At 69.9% G+C, this 18,570-nt stretch carries 18 protein-coding genes and 1 tRNA gene; 11 read left to right on the top strand and 8 right to left on the bottom strand.

The genetic code is table 11. The features are described from left to right. The 5 genes from ADBZ5U_RS06510 to ADBZ5U_RS06490 form a co-directional block, all read right to left on the bottom strand. On the bottom strand, positions 1-189 hold a 189-nt coding region (locus tag ADBZ5U_RS06510), incomplete at its 3' end, for a hypothetical protein (protein ID WP_526263585.1). A gap of 619 nt (positions 190-808) precedes the next feature. Then, positions 809-880, bottom strand: a tRNA-Val gene (locus ADBZ5U_RS06505). A gap of 14 nt (positions 881-894) precedes the next feature. After that, a complete protein-coding gene (locus ADBZ5U_RS06500; protein ID WP_526263583.1) occupies positions 895-1,359 on the bottom strand; it encodes a peroxiredoxin in 465 nt (154 codons plus the stop codon). Beyond that, positions 1,356-1,787, bottom strand: a complete 432-nt coding sequence (locus ADBZ5U_RS06495) for a DUF3052 family protein (protein WP_526263581.1) — start codon at positions 1,785-1,787, stop codon at positions 1,356-1,358. Before ADBZ5U_RS06495 ends, ADBZ5U_RS06500 begins: the two co-directional genes overlap by 4 nt. 61 nt (positions 1,788-1,848) lie before the next feature. Continuing rightward, positions 1,849-2,418, bottom strand: coding sequence for an Rv2240c family protein (locus tag ADBZ5U_RS06490; RefSeq protein ID WP_526263579.1), 570 nt, complete (start codon positions 2,416-2,418; stop codon positions 1,849-1,851). A gap of 149 nt (positions 2,419-2,567) precedes the next feature. Here ADBZ5U_RS06490 and aceE point away from each other — a divergent pair, with 149 nt between their 5' ends. The 7 genes from aceE to ADBZ5U_RS06455 all read left to right on the top strand — a co-directional run bounded on the left by aceE (position 2,568) and on the right by ADBZ5U_RS06455 (position 12,150). Next, complete coding sequence (aceE, locus tag ADBZ5U_RS06485) at positions 2,568-5,363, top strand: pyruvate dehydrogenase (acetyl-transferring), homodimeric type (protein ID WP_526263577.1); 2,796 nt, start codon at positions 2,568-2,570, stop codon at positions 5,361-5,363. A gap of 50 nt (positions 5,364-5,413) precedes the next feature. After that, positions 5,414-6,706 (top strand): PucR family transcriptional regulator, encoded by a 1,293-nt coding sequence (locus ADBZ5U_RS06480; RefSeq protein WP_526263575.1) that lies wholly within the window; start codon positions 5,414-5,416, stop codon positions 6,704-6,706. Positions 6,707-6,833: 127 nt separating this feature from the next. Further along, positions 6,834-7,736, top strand: coding sequence for an ACP S-malonyltransferase (locus tag ADBZ5U_RS06475; protein ID WP_526263573.1), 903 nt, complete (start codon positions 6,834-6,836; stop codon positions 7,734-7,736). A gap of 122 nt (positions 7,737-7,858) precedes the next feature. After that, positions 7,859-8,158, top strand: a complete 300-nt coding sequence (gene acpM / locus ADBZ5U_RS06470) for a meromycolate extension acyl carrier protein AcpM (protein WP_526263571.1) — start codon at positions 7,859-7,861, stop codon at positions 8,156-8,158. Between the two features lie 2 nt (positions 8,159-8,160). After that, a complete protein-coding gene (kasA, locus tag ADBZ5U_RS06465) occupies positions 8,161-9,426 on the top strand; it encodes a 3-oxoacyl-ACP synthase KasA (protein ID WP_526263593.1) in 1,266 nt (421 codons plus the stop codon). A gap of 26 nt (positions 9,427-9,452) precedes the next feature. Beyond that, the gene (kasB, locus tag ADBZ5U_RS06460) at positions 9,453-10,700 is read left to right on the top strand and encodes a 3-oxoacyl-ACP synthase KasB (RefSeq protein WP_526263569.1); all 1,248 of its coding nucleotides are present in this window, start codon (positions 9,453-9,455) and stop codon (positions 10,698-10,700) included. Between the two features lie 28 nt (positions 10,701-10,728). Beyond that, on the top strand, positions 10,729-12,150 hold the full coding sequence (locus ADBZ5U_RS06455; RefSeq protein WP_526263567.1) for an acyl-CoA carboxylase subunit beta: 1,422 nt from the start codon (positions 10,729-10,731) through the stop codon (positions 12,148-12,150). Positions 12,151-12,228: 78 nt separating this feature from the next. Here ADBZ5U_RS06455 and ADBZ5U_RS06450 read toward each other — a convergent pair whose 3' ends face one another. Continuing rightward, entirely contained in the window at positions 12,229-13,749 is a 1,521-nt protein-coding gene (locus tag ADBZ5U_RS06450) for a glycerol-3-phosphate dehydrogenase/oxidase (protein ID WP_526263591.1), read from the bottom strand. Between the two features lie 65 nt (positions 13,750-13,814). Here ADBZ5U_RS06450 and ADBZ5U_RS06445 point away from each other — a divergent pair, with 65 nt between their 5' ends. The 3 genes from ADBZ5U_RS06445 to ADBZ5U_RS06435 are packed head-to-tail and all read left to right on the top strand — an operon-like array spanning position 13,815 to position 16,958. Further along, entirely contained in the window at positions 13,815-15,392 is a 1,578-nt protein-coding gene (locus ADBZ5U_RS06445; protein WP_526263589.1) for an FAD-binding oxidoreductase, read from the top strand. Then, entirely contained in the window at positions 15,389-16,294 is a 906-nt protein-coding gene (locus ADBZ5U_RS06440; protein ID WP_526263565.1) for a diacylglycerol kinase, read from the top strand. The genes ADBZ5U_RS06445 and ADBZ5U_RS06440 overlap by 4 nt, the downstream gene beginning before the upstream one ends. 22 nt (positions 16,295-16,316) lie before the next feature. Beyond that, positions 16,317-16,958 (top strand): phosphatase PAP2 family protein, encoded by a 642-nt coding sequence (locus ADBZ5U_RS06435; RefSeq protein WP_526263563.1) that lies wholly within the window; start codon positions 16,317-16,319, stop codon positions 16,956-16,958. Here ADBZ5U_RS06435 and ADBZ5U_RS06430 read toward each other — a convergent pair. Next, complete coding sequence (locus tag ADBZ5U_RS06430) at positions 16,939-17,451, bottom strand: DUF3145 family protein (RefSeq protein WP_526263561.1); 513 nt, start codon at positions 17,449-17,451, stop codon at positions 16,939-16,941. The genes ADBZ5U_RS06435 and ADBZ5U_RS06430 overlap by 20 nt on opposite strands. A 108-nt stretch (positions 17,452-17,559) precedes the next feature. Further along, positions 17,560-18,378, bottom strand: coding sequence for a serine hydrolase domain-containing protein (locus tag ADBZ5U_RS06425; RefSeq protein WP_526263559.1), 819 nt, complete (start codon positions 18,376-18,378; stop codon positions 17,560-17,562). A gap of 33 nt (positions 18,379-18,411) precedes the next feature. Between ADBZ5U_RS06425 and ADBZ5U_RS06420 the strand changes: the two genes are divergently transcribed. Continuing rightward, a partial coding sequence (locus ADBZ5U_RS06420; RefSeq protein ID WP_526263587.1) for an alcohol dehydrogenase catalytic domain-containing protein occupies positions 18,412-18,570 on the top strand: 159 nt, incomplete at its 3' end.

The raw sequence follows: 18,570 nt of genomic DNA, 5'->3' as shown, positions 1-18,570 counted from the left end.
GGTGGCGGCCCCGGCGGTCACCGGCGCACCGCCTCTGCGGTACCGCCCGATCTCACCGCGGGCGGCCGCCAGCACACCCCAGCCGAGCGGCGACTCCGGGGTCGATCCGAGCGGCCCGGCGGCCAGCGACCCGACCAGTCCGGCGGCCGGCGCGGGTTGGGCGGAGGCGGCCGAGGCGAATGCCGTCACCGGGACAGCCTGCGGGCCTGACGGCGCCACGGCGAGTACCGGCGCACTGGTAGCCGGCGGGGCGGCGGCTGCCGGCGACGGCGCGGCGACGGCCGGTTCAGGTTCAGTCCATGCCGCTGGCGGGTTAGGCGTCTGCGGCGGCGGCGTCTGCGGCACCTCATCCGCCTGGACGGCCTCCGGGGATGCCACCGACCGGCTTGGCACCGACCGTTCCCCTGGCGGTTGGCCGTTGTTGGCGGCGGCGTTGCCGGTGGCGGCCGAGGGACGCGGGACGGACGGTTCAGCGGCCGCACCTCGCCCCGACCGTGCGGTCCGGGACCGCGGGCCCGCACCGGTCGACGCAGCCCGACCCACACGCGCCGGCCGGACCGAGTCGGTGTCGGATGAGGTTGCGGAGTCCGACGGCGAATCCACCGGCGCGGCCCACGCGTCCCCGGCACCGCCGACGAGGCCGACGCACAAGGCCACCGCCGTGATCCCGACTCGGCCCGCATACGCCGGCACACGCATCCCGACTGCCCCCGATCCTGAAAGCACTCCTCGCGAATCCTAGCCGCGTACCGGCTAAGACATCTAGGGTCCAAAGTCCCCGCCCGGGCCGCGTCAGCCCCTCACCGAGTGGGCGCGGAGGGTTTCGAACCCCCGACCGCTGGTGTGTAAAACCAGAGCTCTACCACTGAGCTACACGCCCTTGCGAAATCCGGGTCAAGCCTTCACCGCGGCCAGCGCATCGGTCCAGACCTTCTGATCGCGGGCCTCTCCGGGCTGCTTGCATTCGGCGAAACGGACCATCCCGGACTTGTCGACCAGGAAGGTGCCCCGGTTGGCGAAGCCGGCATCGGAGTTGAACACCCCGTAGGCCTGCGCCACCTCGCCGTGCGGCCAGAAGTCGGAGAGCACCGGGAAGGTGAACCCGCTCTCGGTGGCCCAGATCTTGTGAGTGGGCGAGGGGCCCACCGAGATCGCCAGCGTGGCGGTGTCGTCGTTGTCGTAGCTGGGCAGGTTGTCCCGCACCTCGTCGAGCTCGCCCTGGCAGATGCCGGTGAAGGCCAGCGGGAAGAACACCAGCAGCACGTTCTTCTTGCCGCGGTAGTCACTCAGGGTGACCGGCCGGCCGTTCTGGTCCTTGAGGGTGAAATCGGGCGCCTGGGCGCCGACTGCAACGGTCATGAATGCCTCCCGGCCGCTTTCGATTTCGGTTGGACCAGCCGGCTGCCGATCCAGTCCCCGAGATTGGCCGAGGACGTCTGCATCAGTCCGGCGGTCGGCGCCGCCTCGGCGATGTCGGCCGGCGCCACGTGGCCGGGCTTGCCGGTCTTGGGTGTCAGAACCCAGATGATTCCGTCCTCGGCCAGCGGGGTGATGGCGTCCATCAACCGGTCCACCAGGTCACCGTCGCCGTCGCGCCACCAGAGCATCACCACGTCGACGACTTCGTCGGCGTCCTCGTCGAGGAGGTCGCTGCCGCAGGCGTCCTCGACGTCGGCCCGGATGTCGTCATCGGTGTCCTCGTCCCAGCCCAGTTCCTGCACGATCCGATCGCGGTCGATGCCCAGTCTCTGGGCGTAGCTACGCCCGCTGTCACCTACGGCGACCACAGTCGCAACCTCCTCTGGCGTGATACCGGCTGTCGTGCGCCTTATCGTTGCACATGGCGTTTCAGTAGGTGGCGTCGCAGAGGCGAAGGACGTCGGAGCGCGCCGAGTTGAGACGGTTGATGATCTGGTTGAACTCCGAGGGCGAGGCCCGCCTGGTGATCGCGTCCGCGGTGGTCCGCGCGCCGTCGACCCACAGCATGAAAGCCTTCCTCATCTCGTCGGGGACGACGTCGGTGATGCTCTTCTCCACCGCTTCCGCGCTCCGGCGCAGCTCATCGACGGCCGGCCCCTCGGCGGCCGCGGCGGCCGCGGTGTCCGCGGCGTCGGCGTTGAAGGCGCCGACGTAGCCGTTGACCGCGTCGATGGCAGCGGCACTGGTGGTGGACAGCGTCTCGCAGGTGGTGTGGACGGCCTGCGTGGTCATCGCGGCCTGACGTTGCGACTCGCGGGCTCTCGAACTGGCCACCGATTGGGACGAGGACACCGACATCGAGGTGCGGTAGGCCGGCGCGTCCCCGGCGTCGGCGCTCGGGTCGCCTTCGGTGGTCGAGGTGCACCCCATCGCCAGCACGCACACCCCGCCGGCCAGCATTCCCGCGATGCGCGATCGGCGTGTGGATCCGCTCAGCACGGATGCAGACGTTACCTGTGCCGGCGGCCGGTTTCGCGTCTGGCACGAATCTCGACGAGGCTGCCGCACTCCGCACCGTCGGCGAGGCGAGTGGGGCACGATGGAAGACGAACCGCCCGCACGAGCGCCGCAGCCAACGAGGAGTGGAATTGACCACCCAGTTCACCCGCGACCCAGCCTCTCCGAATCCGGGCTCGAACCGATCCGAACGGGTCCGAGTCATCCGGGAGGGTGTGGCGTCCTACCTGCCCGACATCGACGCCGAGGAGACCTCGGAGTGGCTTGAGTCGTTCGACGACCTGTTGGCCCGGTCGGGTCCGGCCAGGGCGCGCTACCTGATGCTGCGCCTGCTGGAGCGCGCCGGTGAGCAGCGCGTCGCGATCCCGGCCCTTACGTCCACCGACTACGTCAACACCATCCCCACCGATCTGGAGCCATGGTTCCCCGGCGACGAGGACGTCGAGCGCCGCTATCGCCGCTGGATCCGCTGGAACGCCGCGATCATGGTGCACCGCGCCCAGCGCCCGGGCGTCGGCGTCGGCGGGCACATCTCCACCTACGCCTCCTCGGCGGCGCTCTACGAGGTCGGCTTCAACCACTTCTTCCGCGGCAAGTCCCATCCCGGGGGCGGCGACCAGGTCTTCATCCAGGGTCATGCCGCGCCCGGCATCTACGCCCGTGCGTTCCTGGAGGGCCGGCTCACCGAGGACAGACTCGACGGGTTCCGCCAGGAGCACAGCCACCCGGGGGGCGGGCTGCCGTCCTACCCGCATCCGCGCCTCATGCCCGAGTTCTGGGAGTTCCCCACCGTGTCGATGGGGCTGGGGCCGATGAACGCCATCTACCAGGCCCGCTTCAACCACTATATGCACGACAGGGGTATCAAGGACACCTCCGACCAGCACGTATGGGCATTCCTCGGCGACGGCGAGATGGACGAGCCGGAAAGCCGCGGCCTGTCCCACATGGCTGCACTGGAGGGACTGGACAACCTCACCTTCGTGGTCAACTGCAACCTCCAGCGCCTCGACGGCCCGGTCCGCGGCAACGGCAAGATCATCCAGGAGCTGGAGTCCTTCTTCCGGGGTGCGGGCTGGAACGTCATCAAGGTGGTCTGGGGACGGGAGTGGGACGCCCTGCTGCACGCCGACTCCGACGGCGCCCTGGTGAACCTGATGAACACCACCCCCGACGGCGACTTCCAGACCTACAAGGCAAACGACGGCGCCTATGTGCGCGAGCACTTCTTCGGCCGCGATCCGCGCACCAAGTCCCTGGTGCGGCAGATGAGCGACGCCGAGATCTGGAACCTCAAGCGCGGCGGCCACGACTACCGCAAGGTCTACGCCGCCTACCGGGCGGCGTCCGAACACAAGGGCCAGCCCACCGTCATCCTCGCCAAGACCATCAAGGGCTACACCCTCGGCGCCCACTTCCAGGGCCGCAACGCCACCCATCAGATGAAAAAGCTTGCGCTGCAAGACCTCAAGGACTTCCGCGACGCCATGCGCATCCCGGTGACCGACGCCCAACTCGAGGGCAACCCCTACCTGCCGCCGTACTACCACCCGGGTCCGGACGCGCCGGAGATCCGCTACCTACTGGACCGGCGCACCGCGCTGGGCGGGTTCCTACCGCAGCGGCGCAACAGCTCCAAGGCCCTGACGCTGCCGGCGCGCGACGTCTACAAGCCGCTCAAGGGCGGCTCGGGCAACCAGGCGGTGGCCACCACGATGGCGGCGGTGCGGGTGTTCAAGGAACTGCTCCGCGAAAGCGGCGAGAACGCCGTCGGCAAGCGGATCGTTCCGATCATCCCCGACGAGGCCCGCACCTTCGGGATGGACTCGTGGTTCCCCACCCTGAAGATCTACAACCGCAACGGCCAGCTCTACACCGCCGTCGACGCCCAGCTGATGCTGGCCTACAAGGAGAGCCCGACCGGCCAGATCCTGCACGAGGGCATCAACGAGGCGGGTTCGTGCGCATCCTTCACCGCGGTGGGCACGTCCTACTCGACGCACAACGAGCCGATGATCCCGGTCTACATCTTCTACTCGATGTTCGGGTTCCAGCGCACCGGCGACAGCTTCTGGGCGGCCGCCGACCAGATGGCCCGCGGCTTCGTGCTGGGCGCGACCGCCGGGCGGACCACACTGACCGGTGAGGGGCTGCAGCACGCCGACGGCCACTCGCAGCTGCTGGCCTCCACCAACCCCGCCGTGGTGGCCTACGACCCCGCGTTCGCCTACGAGCTGGCCTACATCGTGGAGAGCGGACTGGCCCGCATGTTCGGGGACGACCCGGAGAACGTCTACTTCTACATCACCATCTACAACGAGCCCTACCCTCAGCCGGCCGAACCGGAGAACCTCGATGTCGAGGGTCTGCTGCGCGGCATGTACCGGTTCCGGGCCGCGGCCGAGAAGCGCAACAACGTGGCGCAGATCCTGGCGTCGGGGGTGTCGATGCCCGACGCGCTGCGGGCCGCCGACATGCTCGCGCAGCGCTGGGACGTCGCCGCCGATGTCTGGTCGGTGACGAGCTGGAACGAACTGCACCGCGACGGGCTGGCCGTGGAGAGGGAGCGGCTGCGCCATCCGGACCGGCAGCCCCGCACCCCGTTCGTCACCGAAGCCCTCGGCCGGACCGCCGGCCCGGTGGTGGCGGTTTCGGACTGGATGCGGGCGGTTCCCGACCAGATCCGGCAGTGGGTGCCGGGCACCTACCTCACGCTGGGCACCGACGGCTTCGGTTTCTCCGATACCCGGCCGGCGGCCCGCCGCTATTTCAACACCGACGCCGAGTCGGTGGTCGTGGCGGTGCTCGAGGCGCTGGCCCGCGACGGCGAGATCGACCCGTCGGTGGCCGTCGCCGCGGCCCGGGAATACCGGATCGACGACGTGCTGGCCGCGCCGGAACAGACCTCCGATCCCGGGGTCGCGTAAGCCGAAGCCGGGTTGGCTGTTTCCGCCAAAATCTGGCGTAGCTTCTATCTATGGCCGACAACCCGTTCCTCGAGCAGCGGAGGTCTCCGCTGGAACTGCTCGAGGACATACCGGAGTCGACGCTGCGCAGGCTCAAGGGGCGCTCGGGGCGGCTGGCCACCGAGGCCGTGCAGGCCATGGAGAAACGGTTGCCGTTCTTCGCCGACCTGGAAGCCTCCCAACGGGCCAGCGTGCAACTGGTGGTGCAGGCCGCGGTGGTCAACTTCGCCGAGTGGGTCCGCAACCCGGCCAGCCAGGTCGGCTACACGGCACAGGCCTTCGAACTGGTGCCCCAGGACCTGACCCGCAAGATAGCGCTGGCGCAGACGGTGGACATGGTCCGGGTGACGATGGAGTACTTCGAAGAGGTCGTCCCGATGGTGGCCCGCAACGAGGCGCAGTTGACCGCGCTGACGGTCGGCATCCTGCGCTACAGCCGCGACCTGGCCTTCGCCGCGGCCAGCGCCTACGCCGACGCCGCCGAGGCGCGCGGGTCCTGGGACAGCCGGATGGAGGCCAGCGTGGTCGACGCGGTGGTCCGCGGCGACACCGGCCCCGAACTGCTCTCCCGTGCGGCCGCACTGAACTGGGACACCACCGCTCCGGCGACGGTGGTGGTCGGCACTCCCCCGCCGGGCCGGGAGGAATACGCCGGCGAGGACGTCCGCGCCGCCGCCCGCCGGCACGACCGGGCCGCCCTTGCCGACGTCCACGGGACCTGGCTGATCGCGATCATCTCCGGCCCGTTGTCGCCCACGGACCGCTTCTTCAACGACCTGGCCCGGGCTTTCTCCGACGGCCCGGTGGTGATCGGGCCCACCGCGCCGATGCTGACGGCGGCCCATCTCAGCGCCGGCGAGGCGATCTCGGGCATGAACGCCGTCGCGGGATGGGCCGGAGCGCCGCGGCCGGTTTCGGCGCGCGAACTGCTGCCCGAACGCGCCCTGCTGGGCGACACCTCGGCGGTCGCCGCGCTGTACAACGACGTCACCCGGCCCCTCGCCGACGCCGGTCCCGCGCTGTCGGAGACGCTCGACGCCTACCTCGACAGCGGCGGTGCCATCGAGGCGTGCGCCCGAAGACTGTTCGTTCATCCAAATACGGTCCGTTACCGCCTCAGGCGGATCACCGACTTCACCGGGCGTGATCCCACCATCCCCCGGGACGCCTACGTGCTGCGGGTGGCCCGGACGGTCGGGCGGCTGGGCTATCCGGCCTCCCCGACAACCACACCACAGAGCAGTGCAAACGGCCCCGCGCCCCAGCTCACCTCGCCGTTGGTGGGTCTGGGCCGGGTGGATTAGATCGCGGGAAATGCGTCTCCGAAGTCGCATCCGGGGCCGAATTTGTAGGGTCTCAACAAAAACCTAAGACAAGGTTCATAATCCTTTACACCCCGCAAATCGGCGTTCACAGTGTTCTCTTAGAGATGTGATCGCCTTCCTCGCCCCCGGGCAGGGTTCCCAGACTCCCGGCATGCTCTCCGAGTGGCTGGAACTGCCGGGTGCCGCCGACCGGCTTGCCGCCTGGTCGGACATCAGCGGCCTGGATCTGGTCGCACTGGGGACCACGGCGACCGCCGAGGAGATCACCGACACTTCCGTCACCCAGCCGCTGGTCGTCGCGGCCACCCTGCTCGCCCACGCGGAGCTGGCCGGCCGGGGGCTGCCCGCACAGGTGGTCGTGGCCGGACACTCGGTCGGCGAGATCGCGGCCTACGCGATCGCCGGGGTCATCTCCCCCGACGAGGCGGTCAAGCTGGCCGCCGTCCGCGGCGCGGAGATGGCCAAGGCCTGCGCGGCCGAGCCGACCGGCATGTCCGCGGTGCTCGGCGGCGACGAGGCCGAGGTCCTCGCCCGGCTGGATGCCCTCGAGCTGATCCCGGCCAACCGCAACGCGGCCGGGCAGATCGTGGCCGCCGGCGCCCTGTCGGCGCTGGAGAAGCTGGCCGAGGACCCGCCGGCCAAGGCGAGGGTGCGCCAATTGGCCACCGCCGGGGCGTTCCACACCCACTACATGGCCTCGGCGCTGGACGGCTACGCCGCCGCGGCCGCCGAGGTCAGCGCGAACGACCCCACCGTCACGCTGCTGTCCAACGCCGACGGCCGGCCGGTCGCCTCCGGCGCCGACGCGATGGAGAAACTGGTCGCCCAGCTCACCCGCCCGGTCCGGTGGGACCTGTGCACCGAGACCATGCGCACGCTCAACACCAGCGCGATCGTCGAGTTCCCGCCCGCGGGCGCTCTGACCGGCATCGCCAAACGAGAACTTCGGGGCGTCACGACGCTTGCCGTCAAGACACCCGCAGATCTGGACGGGACGGCCGGCCTGTAGGCCAGCCCGCCAGGACAAACCCAACAACCGCAGTCCAGTAACGAGCAGTCCAGTAACGAGCAGTCAAGTAACGAGCAGTCAAGTAAGCACAGTCAGGTAAACAAAAGGGAAGGAGCCACCAAGTGGCCGCCAGTCAGGACGAAATCATCGCCGGTCTCGCCGAGATCATCGAAGAGGTCACCGGTATCGAGCCCTCCGAGGTCACCCCGGAGAAGTCCTTCGTCGACGATCTGGACATCGACTCGCTGTCGATGGTCGAGATCGCCGTTCAGACCGAGGACAAGTACGGCGTGAAGATCCCGGACGAGGACCTGGCCGGGCTGCGCACCGTCGGCGACGTCGTCTCCTACATCCAGAAGCTGGAAGAAGAGAACCCCGAGGCCGCCGCCGCCCTGCGCGAGAAGTTCTCGTCGGAGTCGTGACGGTGTCTGCCGGATCCTCTCCGAGGCCGTCAACCGCCAACGGGGGTTTCCCGAACGTCGTGGTGACCGCCGTCGAGGCGACCACGGCGCTCGGCGCCGACATCGACACCACCTGGAAGGCCCTGCTGGCCGGGGAGAGCGGCATCCGGGTCCTCGAGGACGACTTCGTCACCAAGTGGGACCTGCCGGTGCGGATCGGCGGGCACCTCGTCGATCCGGTCGACGACCACATGGGCCGCCTGGAGATGCGACGCATGTCGTATGTCCAGCGGATGTCCAAATACCTCGGTAGGAAGATGTGGGACGCCGCCGGCGCCCCCGAAGTCGACCCGGACCGCTTCGCGGTCGTGATCGGCACCGGCCTGGGTGGCGGCGAGAAGATCGTCGAGACCTACGACCTGATGAACGAGGGCGGTCCCCGAAAGGTCTCGCCACTGGCCGTTCAGATGATCATGCCCAACGGCGCCGCCGCGGTCGTCGGCCTCGATCTCGGGGCGCGCGCCGGGGTCATCACCCCGGTTTCGGCCTGTTCGTCGGGTTCGGAGGCCATCGCCCACGCCTGGCGGCACATCGTCATGGGGGACGCCGACATGGTGGTCTGCGGTGGCGTGGAGGGCATGATCGAGGCGCTGCCGATCGCGGCGTTCTCGATGATGCGTGCGATGTCGACCCGCAACGATGAGCCCGAACGCGCCTCCCGGCCGTTCGACAAGGATCGCGACGGCTTCGTGTTCGGCGAGGCCGGCGCGATGATGATCATCGAGACCGAGGAGCATGCCAAGGCTCGTGGCGCCAAGCCACTGGCCCGGCTGTTGGGCGCGGGCATCACCTCCGACGCCTACCACATGGTGGCGCCGGATCCCGACGGTGCGCGGGCCGGCCGGGCGATGACGCGGGCGATGGAGTTGGCGGGCTTGTCCGCCAAGGACATTCATCACGTCAACGCCCATGGCACCGCCACCCCGATCGGCGACACCGCGGAGGCCAACGCCATCCGGGTCGCCGGGGTCGAGCAGGCCGCCGTGTACGCGCCCAAGTCCGCGCTGGGCCACTCCATCGGTGCGGTGGGCGCCCTGGAGTCGATCCTCACGGTTCTGTCTCTGCGCGACGGCGTCATCCCGCCGACGCTGAACTACGAGACGCCCGACCCCGAGATCGACCTCGACGTCGTGGCCGGGGAACCGCGGTACGGCGATTACCAGTACGCGATAAACAACTCGTTCGGTTTCGGCGGGCACAACGTCGCGCTGGCCTTCGGACGGTACTGACACGGGGGAAGGACCGGGCTTCACCGATGCTGACAACGGGAAACGGTCTTCCGGACGTGGTCGTCACCGGCATTGCCATGACGACCGCGCTCGCGACCGACGCTGAGAGCACCTGGAAAAGGCTCCTGGACGGACAATCCGGCATCCGCACACTCGACGACCCGTTCGTCGACGAGTACGACCTCCCGGTGCGGATCGGCGGGCATCTGCTGGAGGACTTCGAGAGCGAACTCGACAAGGTCGAACTCCGCCGGATGTCCTATCTGCAGAAGATGGCGATCGTCGTCGGCCGCCGGGCGTGGCAGAACGCCGGCGCGCCGGAGGTCGACACCCGACGCCTGATGGTGTCGGTGGGAACCGGCATGGGTTCCTCGGAGGAACTGCTGTTCGCCTACGACGGGATGCGGGCCAAGGGCCTTCGCGCGGTGTCCCCGCTGGTGGTCCAGAAGTTCATGCCCAACGGGGCGGCCGCGGTCATCGGTCTGGAACTGAAGGCGAAGGCCGGTGTGTGCACGGCCATCTCGGCGTGCGCGTCAGGCTCGGAGGCCATCGCCAACGCCTGGCGCAACATCGTCTACGGCGAGGCCGACATCGCGGTCTGCGGCGGCGTCGAGACCAAGATCGAGGCGGTGCCCATCGCCGGGTTCGCCCAGATGCGCATCGTGCTCTCCACCAGCAACGACGACCCGGCCGGCGCCTGCCGGCCGTTCGACCGGGACCGCAACGGCTTCGTGTTCGGGGAGGGCGCCGCGCTCATAGTGATCGAGACCGAGGAGCACGCCAAAGCCCGCGGAGCCACCATCCTGGGCCGCGTCATGGGGGCCTCGGTGACCTCCGACGGCCACCACATCGTGGCGCCGGATCCCAACGGCGAGCAGGCCGGCCAGGCGATCACCCGCGCGGTGCAACTGGCCGGACTGCAACCCGGCGACATCGGCCACGTCAACGCCCACGCCACCGGAACCTCGGTGGGCGACGTCGCCGAGGGCAGGGCGATCAACAGGGCGATGGGCGGACACCAGCCGGCGGTCTACGCGCCCAAGTCGGCGCTGGGCCACTCGGTCGGCGCGGTGGGTGCGGTGGAGTCGATCCTCACCGTGCTGGCGTTGCGCGACGGCGTCATCCCGCCGACGCTCAACCTCCGCAATCTCGACCCGGAGATCGACCTCGACGTGGTGTCCGGCGAACCTCGTCAGGGCGACTACCGGTACGCGGTGAACAACTCGTTCGGCTTCGGGGGACACAACGTCGCGATCGCGTTCGGCAAGTACTAACCAGGCTTGGCCTGAACAGGAGGTTCGGATGACCATCATGGCTCCCGACGCAGTCGGCGAGAAGTGCGACCCGCGCGACCCACTGCTGCGCCTTCGGAACTTCTTCGACGAGGACACCGTCGAGTTGCTGCACGAACGCGACCGATCGGGCGTGCTGGCGGCGGCCGGCACCGTCAACGGTCTGCGTACCATCGCCTTCTGCACCGACGGCACCGTCATGGGCGGCGCGATGGGCGTGGACGGCTGCCGGCACATCGTCGACGCCTACGACTTGGCCATCGAGGAGAACAGCCCGATCGTCGGCCTCTGGCACTCCGGCGGGGCCCGACTGGCCGAGGGCGTGCGCGCCCTGCACGCGGTGGGACTGGTCTTCGAGGCGATGATCCGGGCGTCCGGCCACGTTCCGCAGATCTCGGTGGTGGTCGGCTTCGCCGCCGGCGGCGCCGCCTACGGCCCGGCATTGACCGACGTGGTGATCATGGCCCCGGAGGGGCGTGTGTTCGTCACCGGACCCGACGTGGTCCGCAGCGTCACCGGCGAGGACGTCGACATGGAGTCGCTCGGCGGGCCGGACACCCATCACAAGAAGTCCGGTGTGTGCCACGTCGTCGCCGACGACGAGGCGGACGCCTACGTCCGTGGCCGCCGGCTGGTCGGGTACTTCTGCCGGCAGGGCCATTTCGACCGCAGCAAGGCCGAGGCCGGCGAAGTCGACCTGCACGCCCTGCTGCCGGAGTCGGCGCGGCGGGCCTACGACGTGCATCCCCTGGTCGAGGCGCTGCTGGACTCCGATTCGCCCTTCGAGGAGTTCCAGGCCAAGTGGGCGCCGTCGATGGTGGTCGGCCTGGGCCGGCTGTCCGGCCGTACCGTCGGGGTCCTGGCCAACAACCCGCTGCGCCTGGGCGGCTGCCTGAACTCCGAAAGCGCCGAGAAGGCAGCACGTTTCGTCCGGCTGTGCGATGCGTTCGGAATACCGCTGGTGGTGGTCGTCGACGTGCCGGGCTACCTTCCGGGCGTCGACCAGGAGTGGGGCGGCGTGGTGCGTCGCGGCGCCAAACTCCTGCACGCCTTCGGCGAGGCCACCGTCCCCCGGGTCACCCTGGTGACCCGCAAGATCTACGGCGGGGCCTACATCGCGATGAACTCCCGCTCCCTGGGCGCCACCAAGGTGTTCGCCTGGCCGGACGCCGAGGTGGCGGTGATGGGCGCGAAGGCCGCGGTCGGCATCCTGCACAAGAAGAAGTTGGCCGCCGCCCCCGACGACGAGCGGGAGGCCCTGCACGAGGAGCTGGCCGCCGAGCACGAGCGCATCACGGGCGGGGTGGACAGCGCGATCGAGATCGGTGTGGTCGACGAGAAGATCGACCCGGCGCACACCCGCAGCAGACTGACCGAGGCGCTGGCCGAGGCGCCGCACCGGCGCGGACGGCACAAGAATATCCCGCTGTAGCCCCGCCTCCCCCGCGCCCAAACCGACATTTGGGCGCGTAAGTGCGAGTAGAACGCGCCATTTCGTCGGGTTCGGCACTCAGTGGGCCGCGGCGAGCATCTCCCCGGCCTCGGCCACGGCCCGTTCCCGGTCGGCGTCCACCAGGCCGATGCGGGTGCGACGGTCCAGGATGTCCCCGACGTCCATCGCCCCTTCATGGCTGATCGCGAATTCGAACTCCGCACGGGTCACGTCGATGCCCCCGGCCACCTTCTCCGTCGGCCGCTCGCAACGCGCCGAGGCGAGGACGTGGGCCGCCTCGACCCCGAAGCGGGCCACCAGGGATGCCGGAAGGCCCTGTGCCGCAACGGGAGTGGGTGAAGCACCCACCAGTGGCAGGTCACGCGTGCGGCACGGCCCCCCACCCAGCCCGCGCGCGGCGACGGCCCGGTCCAGCACATCCTCGGCCATCAACCGGTACTCCGTGAGCTTGCCGCCGACGATGCTGAACAAGCCGTCGCCGGACTCCAGGACGGCGTGATCCCTCGACAGATCCGAGGTCCGGCCCTCCCCGGCGTCGATCAGAGGCCGCAACCCCGCATACGCACCCGTCACGTCCGCGGGCGTCAACGCCGTCTCCAACGCGGTGTTGACGGTGTCGAGCAGGAAGCTCACCTCACCGGGGGTGGGCTCCGGCACGTCCGGGATCGGGCCCGGCGATTCCTCGTCGGTCAGGCCGAGATACACCCGGCCCAGTTGCTCGGGCATCGCGAAGACGAACCGGTTGATCTCCCCCGGTATCGGAATGGTCAGCGCCGCAGTCGGATTGCCGAACGAGGCGGCGTCGAAAACCAGGTGGGTCCCCCGGCTGGGCCGCAGCTTGATGGAGGAGTCCACTTCGGCCGCCCACACACCGGTGGCATTGATCACCGCCCGCGCCGCGAGGTCCAGACTCTCGCCGGTCAGTTCGTCGGTGAGCCGCACCGAGGACCCGGTGGCGTGGGAGGCCCCGACCCGGGTCAGGATGATCGCCTCGTGTCGGGCGGCCGTGCGGGCCACCGCGACCACCAGCCGGGCGTCGTCGATCAGCTGGCCGTCGTAGGCCAGCAGCGCGCCGTCCAGACCCGCGCGGCGCACCGCCGGGGCCAGGGCCACCGCCTCGCCCACACCGATCCGGCGTGGCCGGGGCAGCACCGAGGACCTCGTTCCGGCGAGCACGCGCAGGACGTCGCCGGCCCGGAACCCGACCCGCGTCAGCATCCGCTGGCCCCGGCTCATCGACGGCAGCAGCGGGACCAGCTGCGGCATCGCCCTGGCCAGATGGGGGGCGTTGCGGGACATCAGGATTCCGCGCTCGGCGGCGCTGCGCCGGGCGATGCCGACGTTGCCGCCGGCCAGGTAGCGCAGGCCTCCGTGCACCAGCTTGGAACTCCACCGGCTGGTGCCGAACGCCAGGTCGTGTTTCTCCACCAGGACCACCGACAGACCCCTGCCGGCCGCGTCCAGGGCGATGCCGGTCCCGGTGATGCCGCCGCCGATCACCACGACGTCGACACCGCGGGCATCGCCGAGCGCGGTCAGCTCGGCGGTGCGCCGTCGGGCGTTGAGAGCGGTGTTCATGGCCACGGGAATTGGTAATACTGTAACCCGTGGCCGACACCGATACCGGAGACCTGTCGCCTCCGATGGCCTGGGACGCCTGGGGGGATCCCGGTCTGGCCAGGCCGTTGTCCGCGGGCATCCGGGCGCTGCTCGTCCAGGCCCTCGGCCTCACCGGCGAGGAGGTTGCGGGGCCGGGGATCGACGCGGTGCGACCGGCCCCGTCGGCGCTGCCGCGGGAACACCGCGACGGCCTGGCCGGGATCGTGGGCCGGGAGCACCTGCGCACCGGCGACCGTGACCGCCTGCTGCGCGCCGGCGGGAAGTCCACGCCGGATCTTCTGCGCCGCAAGCAGATCCAGCAGGATGCCCCCGACGCGGTGCTTCTGCCCGGCGGCGAGGACGAGGTCGCCGCGATCCTGGGCTACTGCTCTCGGCACCGCATTGCGGTGGTGCCCTTCGGTGGCGGCACCAGCGTGGTCGGCGGGCTCGACCCGATCCGCGGTGAGTTCGAGGCCGTGGTCAGCCTGGACCTGCGCCGACTCGACGCCCTGCACCGGCTCGACGAGATCTCCGGCGAAGCCGAACTCGGCGCCGGCGTGACCGGGCCGCAGGCTGAGAGCCTGCTCGGCGAGCACGGTTTCTCGCTGGGTCACTTCCCGCAGAGTTTCCGGTTCGCCAGCATCGGCGGTTTCGCCGCGACGCGCTCCTCCGGCCAGGACTCGGCCGGCTACGGCCGGTTCGACGACATGGTCGCCGGCATGCGTGTCCTCACCCCCGCGGGCCCGCTCGACCTGGGCCGCGCGCCGGCCTCGGCCGCCGGACCGGACCTGCGGGAACTGTTCTGCGGTTCGGAGGGCGTCTTCGGCGTCATCACCAGGGTCAGGCTTCGGGTGCACCGGGTTCCGGAAGCCGTTCGCCACGAGGCGTGGTCGTTCCCGGACTTCGCCACCGGCGCCGAGGCCCTGCGCGCGGTCACCCAGACCGGAACCGGAGCCACCGTGCTGCGGTTGTCCGACGAGGTCGAGACCGGGGTGAACCTGGCCACCACGCACAGCATCGGCGAACAGAGCATCACCGGCGGCTGCCTGGGCATCACCGTCTTCGAGGGCACGGCCGCCCACGCTCAGAGCCGCCATGCCGAGACCCGGGAGGTGTTGGCGGCGCACGGCGGGACCTCGCTGGGCGATCGGCCCGCGAAGGCCTGGGAGCAGGGCCGTTTCGACGCCCCCTACCTGCGGGACTCGCTGCTGCGTGCCGGCGCCCTGTGCGAGACCCTGGAGACCGCGACCAGCTGGTCGAACCTGTCGGCGTTGAAGTCCGCGGTCACCGAGGCGCTGACCGGGGCGCTGGGCGCGAGCGGCACAAGCGCTCTGGTGATGTGCCACATCTCGCATGTCTATCCCACCGGCGCCTGCCTGTACTTCACCGTCGTCGCGGGACAGCGCGGCGACGCCATCGAGCAGTGGCGCGCCGCCAAAGCGGCGGCCTGCGACGCGATCGTCGCCAACGGCGGGACCATCACCCACCACCACGCCGTCGGCGCCGACCACCGGCACTGGATGCCCGCCGAGATCGGGGAACTGGGTGTGCAGGTGTTGCGCGCGGTCAAGCGGACTCTTGATCCAGCGGGAATCCTCAACCCCGGCAAGCTCATTCCGTGACATTGTCCAGGGTCACCGTCCTGACCAACCCGAAGGCCGGACACGGCAACGCCGCGCACGCCGCCGAGAGAGCGGTGGCGCGGTTTCAGGAACTCGGCATCGACGTCCTCGGGATCGTCGGCCGCGACGCCGAACACGCCCGCGAACTGGTCGACGAGGCCGTGCGTGACGGCACCGACGCACTGGTCGTGGTCGGCGGCGACGGCGTCATCCGACTGGCGCTACAAGCGCTGGCGCGCAACGACATTCCGCTCGGAATCGTCCCGGCCGGCACCGGTAACGACCACGCCCGCGAGTACGCCATCCCGACCGGCGACCCGGCCGCAGCCGTCGACATCATCGCCGCCGGGCATACCGAGACCGTGGACCTCGGCCTGATCAACGGATCCGACGGCAGCAGTTCGTGGTTCGGCACCGTCGCGGCGACCGGTTTCGACTCGCTGGTCAGCGACCGGGTCAACCGGATGCGCTGGCCGCACGGCCGGATGCGCTACAACCTCGCGATCGTCGCCGAGTTGTCGCAGTTGCGCCTGCTGCCCTTCCGGCTGGTCTTCGACGGCGAACGGGAACTGGTCACCGATCTCACCCTGGCGGCGTTCGGGAACACCCGGTCCTACGGCGGCGGCATGCGGATCTGCCCGGACGCCGACCATACCGACGGACTGCTCGACGTCACCATGGTTCACACCGCCTCCCGCGCCGCACTCATCCGCCTGTTCCCCACCGTGTTCAAGGGCACCCACGTGGACCTCGACGAGGTGAGCACCGACCGGGCCCGCACCGTCACGGTGGAATCGGCGGGTATCAACGCCTACGCCGACGGCGACTACGCCTGCCCGCTGCCGGCCCAGATCTCGGCGGTGCCCGGGGCGCTGAAGATCCTGGTTCCGCGGGCGCGATGACAACCTGCGGAACGACAGCCCCGTGAGCGGTAAAGCCCGCGGCGGGCTGCTGATGCTCTCAGCCGCGTTGTTCGCGGTCTTGCTGATCCTGGCCCTGCAGGTCGACGCGGACTGGGTGACAGCCTCCGACGACGCCGTCGAGCGATGGTTGGACGCTCACCGCTCCGAGCGGTGGCGGGTGAAAGCCGATTCCGCCTTCGGCTATCTGGGCCGGCCCCTGCACGTCGCCACCGCCGGTGTGGCGGGGGGAACCCTGCTGGCACTGCGCGCCCGGTCGGTGCTGCCCCTTGCGCTGGTCACCGGTGGAGTCGGGGCCGGTGTCCTGGTGGAGGAGACGTTCAAGTCGGTATTCGGGCGTTCGGAGGCCACCCTGGCGGCATTGCACGACGGCTCGCTGACGGACTACGCGCATTCGTTCCCGTCCGGACATGTCACCGGGGCCGCGACCCTGCTCGGGATGATCGCGGTCTGCCTGGGTGTGGGTCGCGGCGCGGCGGCCAGGGCGGCCCTGGCCGCCGTGGTGGTGGCCGGTGTCCTGTGCGTCGCCTTCCTGGCCCTGTACTCGCGGGCACATATCCTCAGCGACGTGGTCGGCGGGATGGCACTGGGTGGTGCCATCGTGTCGCTGGGCGCCGCCCTGACGGCTACCCGACCCCGCGGTTGAGCCAACTGACTTCACCGGAATCGCCGCCGTCGCGGTAGGGCTCGAGAGCGTCGTCCCATGCCGTTCCCAGCACGGTGTCCAGTTCGGCGGCCAGCGTGTCGGCTCCGGCCGACATCAGGGTGCGCAGCCGCATCTCGCCCACCATGACGTCGCCGTTGGCGCTCATCGCGCCGCTCCACAGACCTAACTGCGGGGTGTGGCAGAACCGCTGGCCGTCCACGCCGGGGCTGGGATCCTCGGTGACCTCGAACCGGAGCACCGACCAGGACCGCAGCGCACTGGCCAGCCGGGCACCGGTGCCGACCGGCCCGACCCAATTGGTGACCGCACGCAGCTGCCCGGGCATCGCCGGCTGCGGGGTCCACTTCAGGTTCGCCCCCGCTCCGAGGGTCGACGACAACGCCCACTCGACATGTGGGCAGACCGCCGCGGGCGAGGCGTGAACGTACACCACGCCTGTCGTCGCGTCGGCGAACTGGTTCGACGCACGCATCACTACTCCTTCGGCTCCACTAGGGACGTCTTCCCCAACGACCTGGTGTTTGCAGAAGATGCAGTTGTGTCGAACGTGTCTATTGTGCCCCTTGGGACCCTTGTTGCGCTAGTCCGACTTGAATTCGGCCAGAACCCGGTCCGACAGCGCAGGCCACAGCGGTTTGGCCCAGTCACCGAAGTCCCGGTCGGTGAGCACCACCAGGGCAAGACCGCCGTCGACCCACAGGAAGGTCCCGGACTGGCCGAAGTGCCCGTGGGTGCCCGGCGAGTTGGCCGTTCCGGTCCAGTGCGGGGACTTGCCGTCCCGGATCTCGAAACCCAGGCCCCAGTCGTTGGGTCGTTGCATCCCGAATCCGGGCAGCACGCCGATCAGGCCCGGGAACTGCACACTGGTGGCCTCGGCGTGCATCTGGGCCGACACCAGGCGCGGGTTGAGCAGGTCCCCGGCGAAAGCCGCCAGGTCGGCCACCGTCGAGAACGCCCCGAAACCGGCCGCCGCCGCACCGCCGTCCAGACCGGAGGCCGACATGCCCAGTGGCTCGAAGACCGCTTCGGTCAGGTACCGGCCGAACTCGATGCCCGACCGGGCCGCGACGGTCTCGGCCAGCACCGCGAACCCGTGGTTGGAGTAGATCCGCCGGGTGCCCGGGAGGGCCTGCACCCCGGCGGAGGACATGGCCAAGCCGGAGGCGTGGGCCAGTAGGTGGCGAACCGTGGATCCCGGCGGCCCGGCGGGGGTGTCCAGATCGAACACGCCTTCCTCGACCGCGACCTGCGATGCCCGCGCGACCAACGGCTTGGTCACCGATGCCAGGCGGTACACCTTCGAGGTGTCGCCGTAACGGGCCAGCACCCCGGCATCGCCCACCACCGCCGCGGCGGCGGTGGGCACCGGCCAGTCGGCGATCGCGTCGAGTGCGGACATTCCGTCAACCTATCCCGACTAAGGTCGGAGACCATGAGTCAGACGGTGCGCGGGGTGATCTCACGGAGCAAGGGCCAGCCTGTCGAACTGGTCGACGTCGTCATCCCGGATCCGGGACCCGGCGAGGTCGTCGTCGACGTCAAGGCCTGCGGGGTCTGCCACACCGACCTGACCTACCGCGAGGGCGGTATC

Source organism: Mycobacterium sp. (assembly GCF_040398885.1).
Taxonomy (GTDB): domain Bacteria; phylum Actinomycetota; class Actinomycetes; order Mycobacteriales; family Mycobacteriaceae; genus Mycobacterium.
This window is presented reverse-complemented; position numbering and strand designations above follow the sequence as displayed.

What these genes read in the sequence shown, in the direction of transcription:
- ADBZ5U_RS06500 (WP_526263583.1), bottom strand. Translation starts at nt 1,359, where the DNA reads ATGACCGTTGCAGTCGGCGCCCAGGCGCCCGATTTCACCCTCAAGGAC.
- ADBZ5U_RS06480 (WP_526263575.1), top strand. Translation starts at nt 5,414, where the DNA reads ATGGCCGACAACCCGTTCCTCGAGCAGCGGAGGTCTCCGCTGGAACTG.
- kasB (WP_526263569.1), top strand. Translation starts at nt 9,453, where the DNA reads ATGCTGACAACGGGAAACGGTCTTCCGGACGTGGTCGTCACCGGCATT.
- ADBZ5U_RS06455 (WP_526263567.1), top strand. Translation starts at nt 10,729, where the DNA reads ATGACCATCATGGCTCCCGACGCAGTCGGCGAGAAGTGCGACCCGCGC.
- ADBZ5U_RS06450 (WP_526263591.1), bottom strand. Translation starts at nt 13,749, where the DNA reads ATGAACACCGCTCTCAACGCCCGACGGCGCACCGCCGAGCTGACCGCG.
- ADBZ5U_RS06445 (WP_526263589.1), top strand. Translation starts at nt 13,815, where the DNA reads ATGGCCTGGGACGCCTGGGGGGATCCCGGTCTGGCCAGGCCGTTGTCC.
- ADBZ5U_RS06430 (WP_526263561.1), bottom strand. Translation starts at nt 17,451, where the DNA reads ATGCGTGCGTCGAACCAGTTCGCCGACGCGACGACAGGCGTGGTGTAC.
- ADBZ5U_RS06425 (WP_526263559.1), bottom strand. Translation starts at nt 18,378, where the DNA reads ATGTCCGCACTCGACGCGATCGCCGACTGGCCGGTGCCCACCGCCGCC.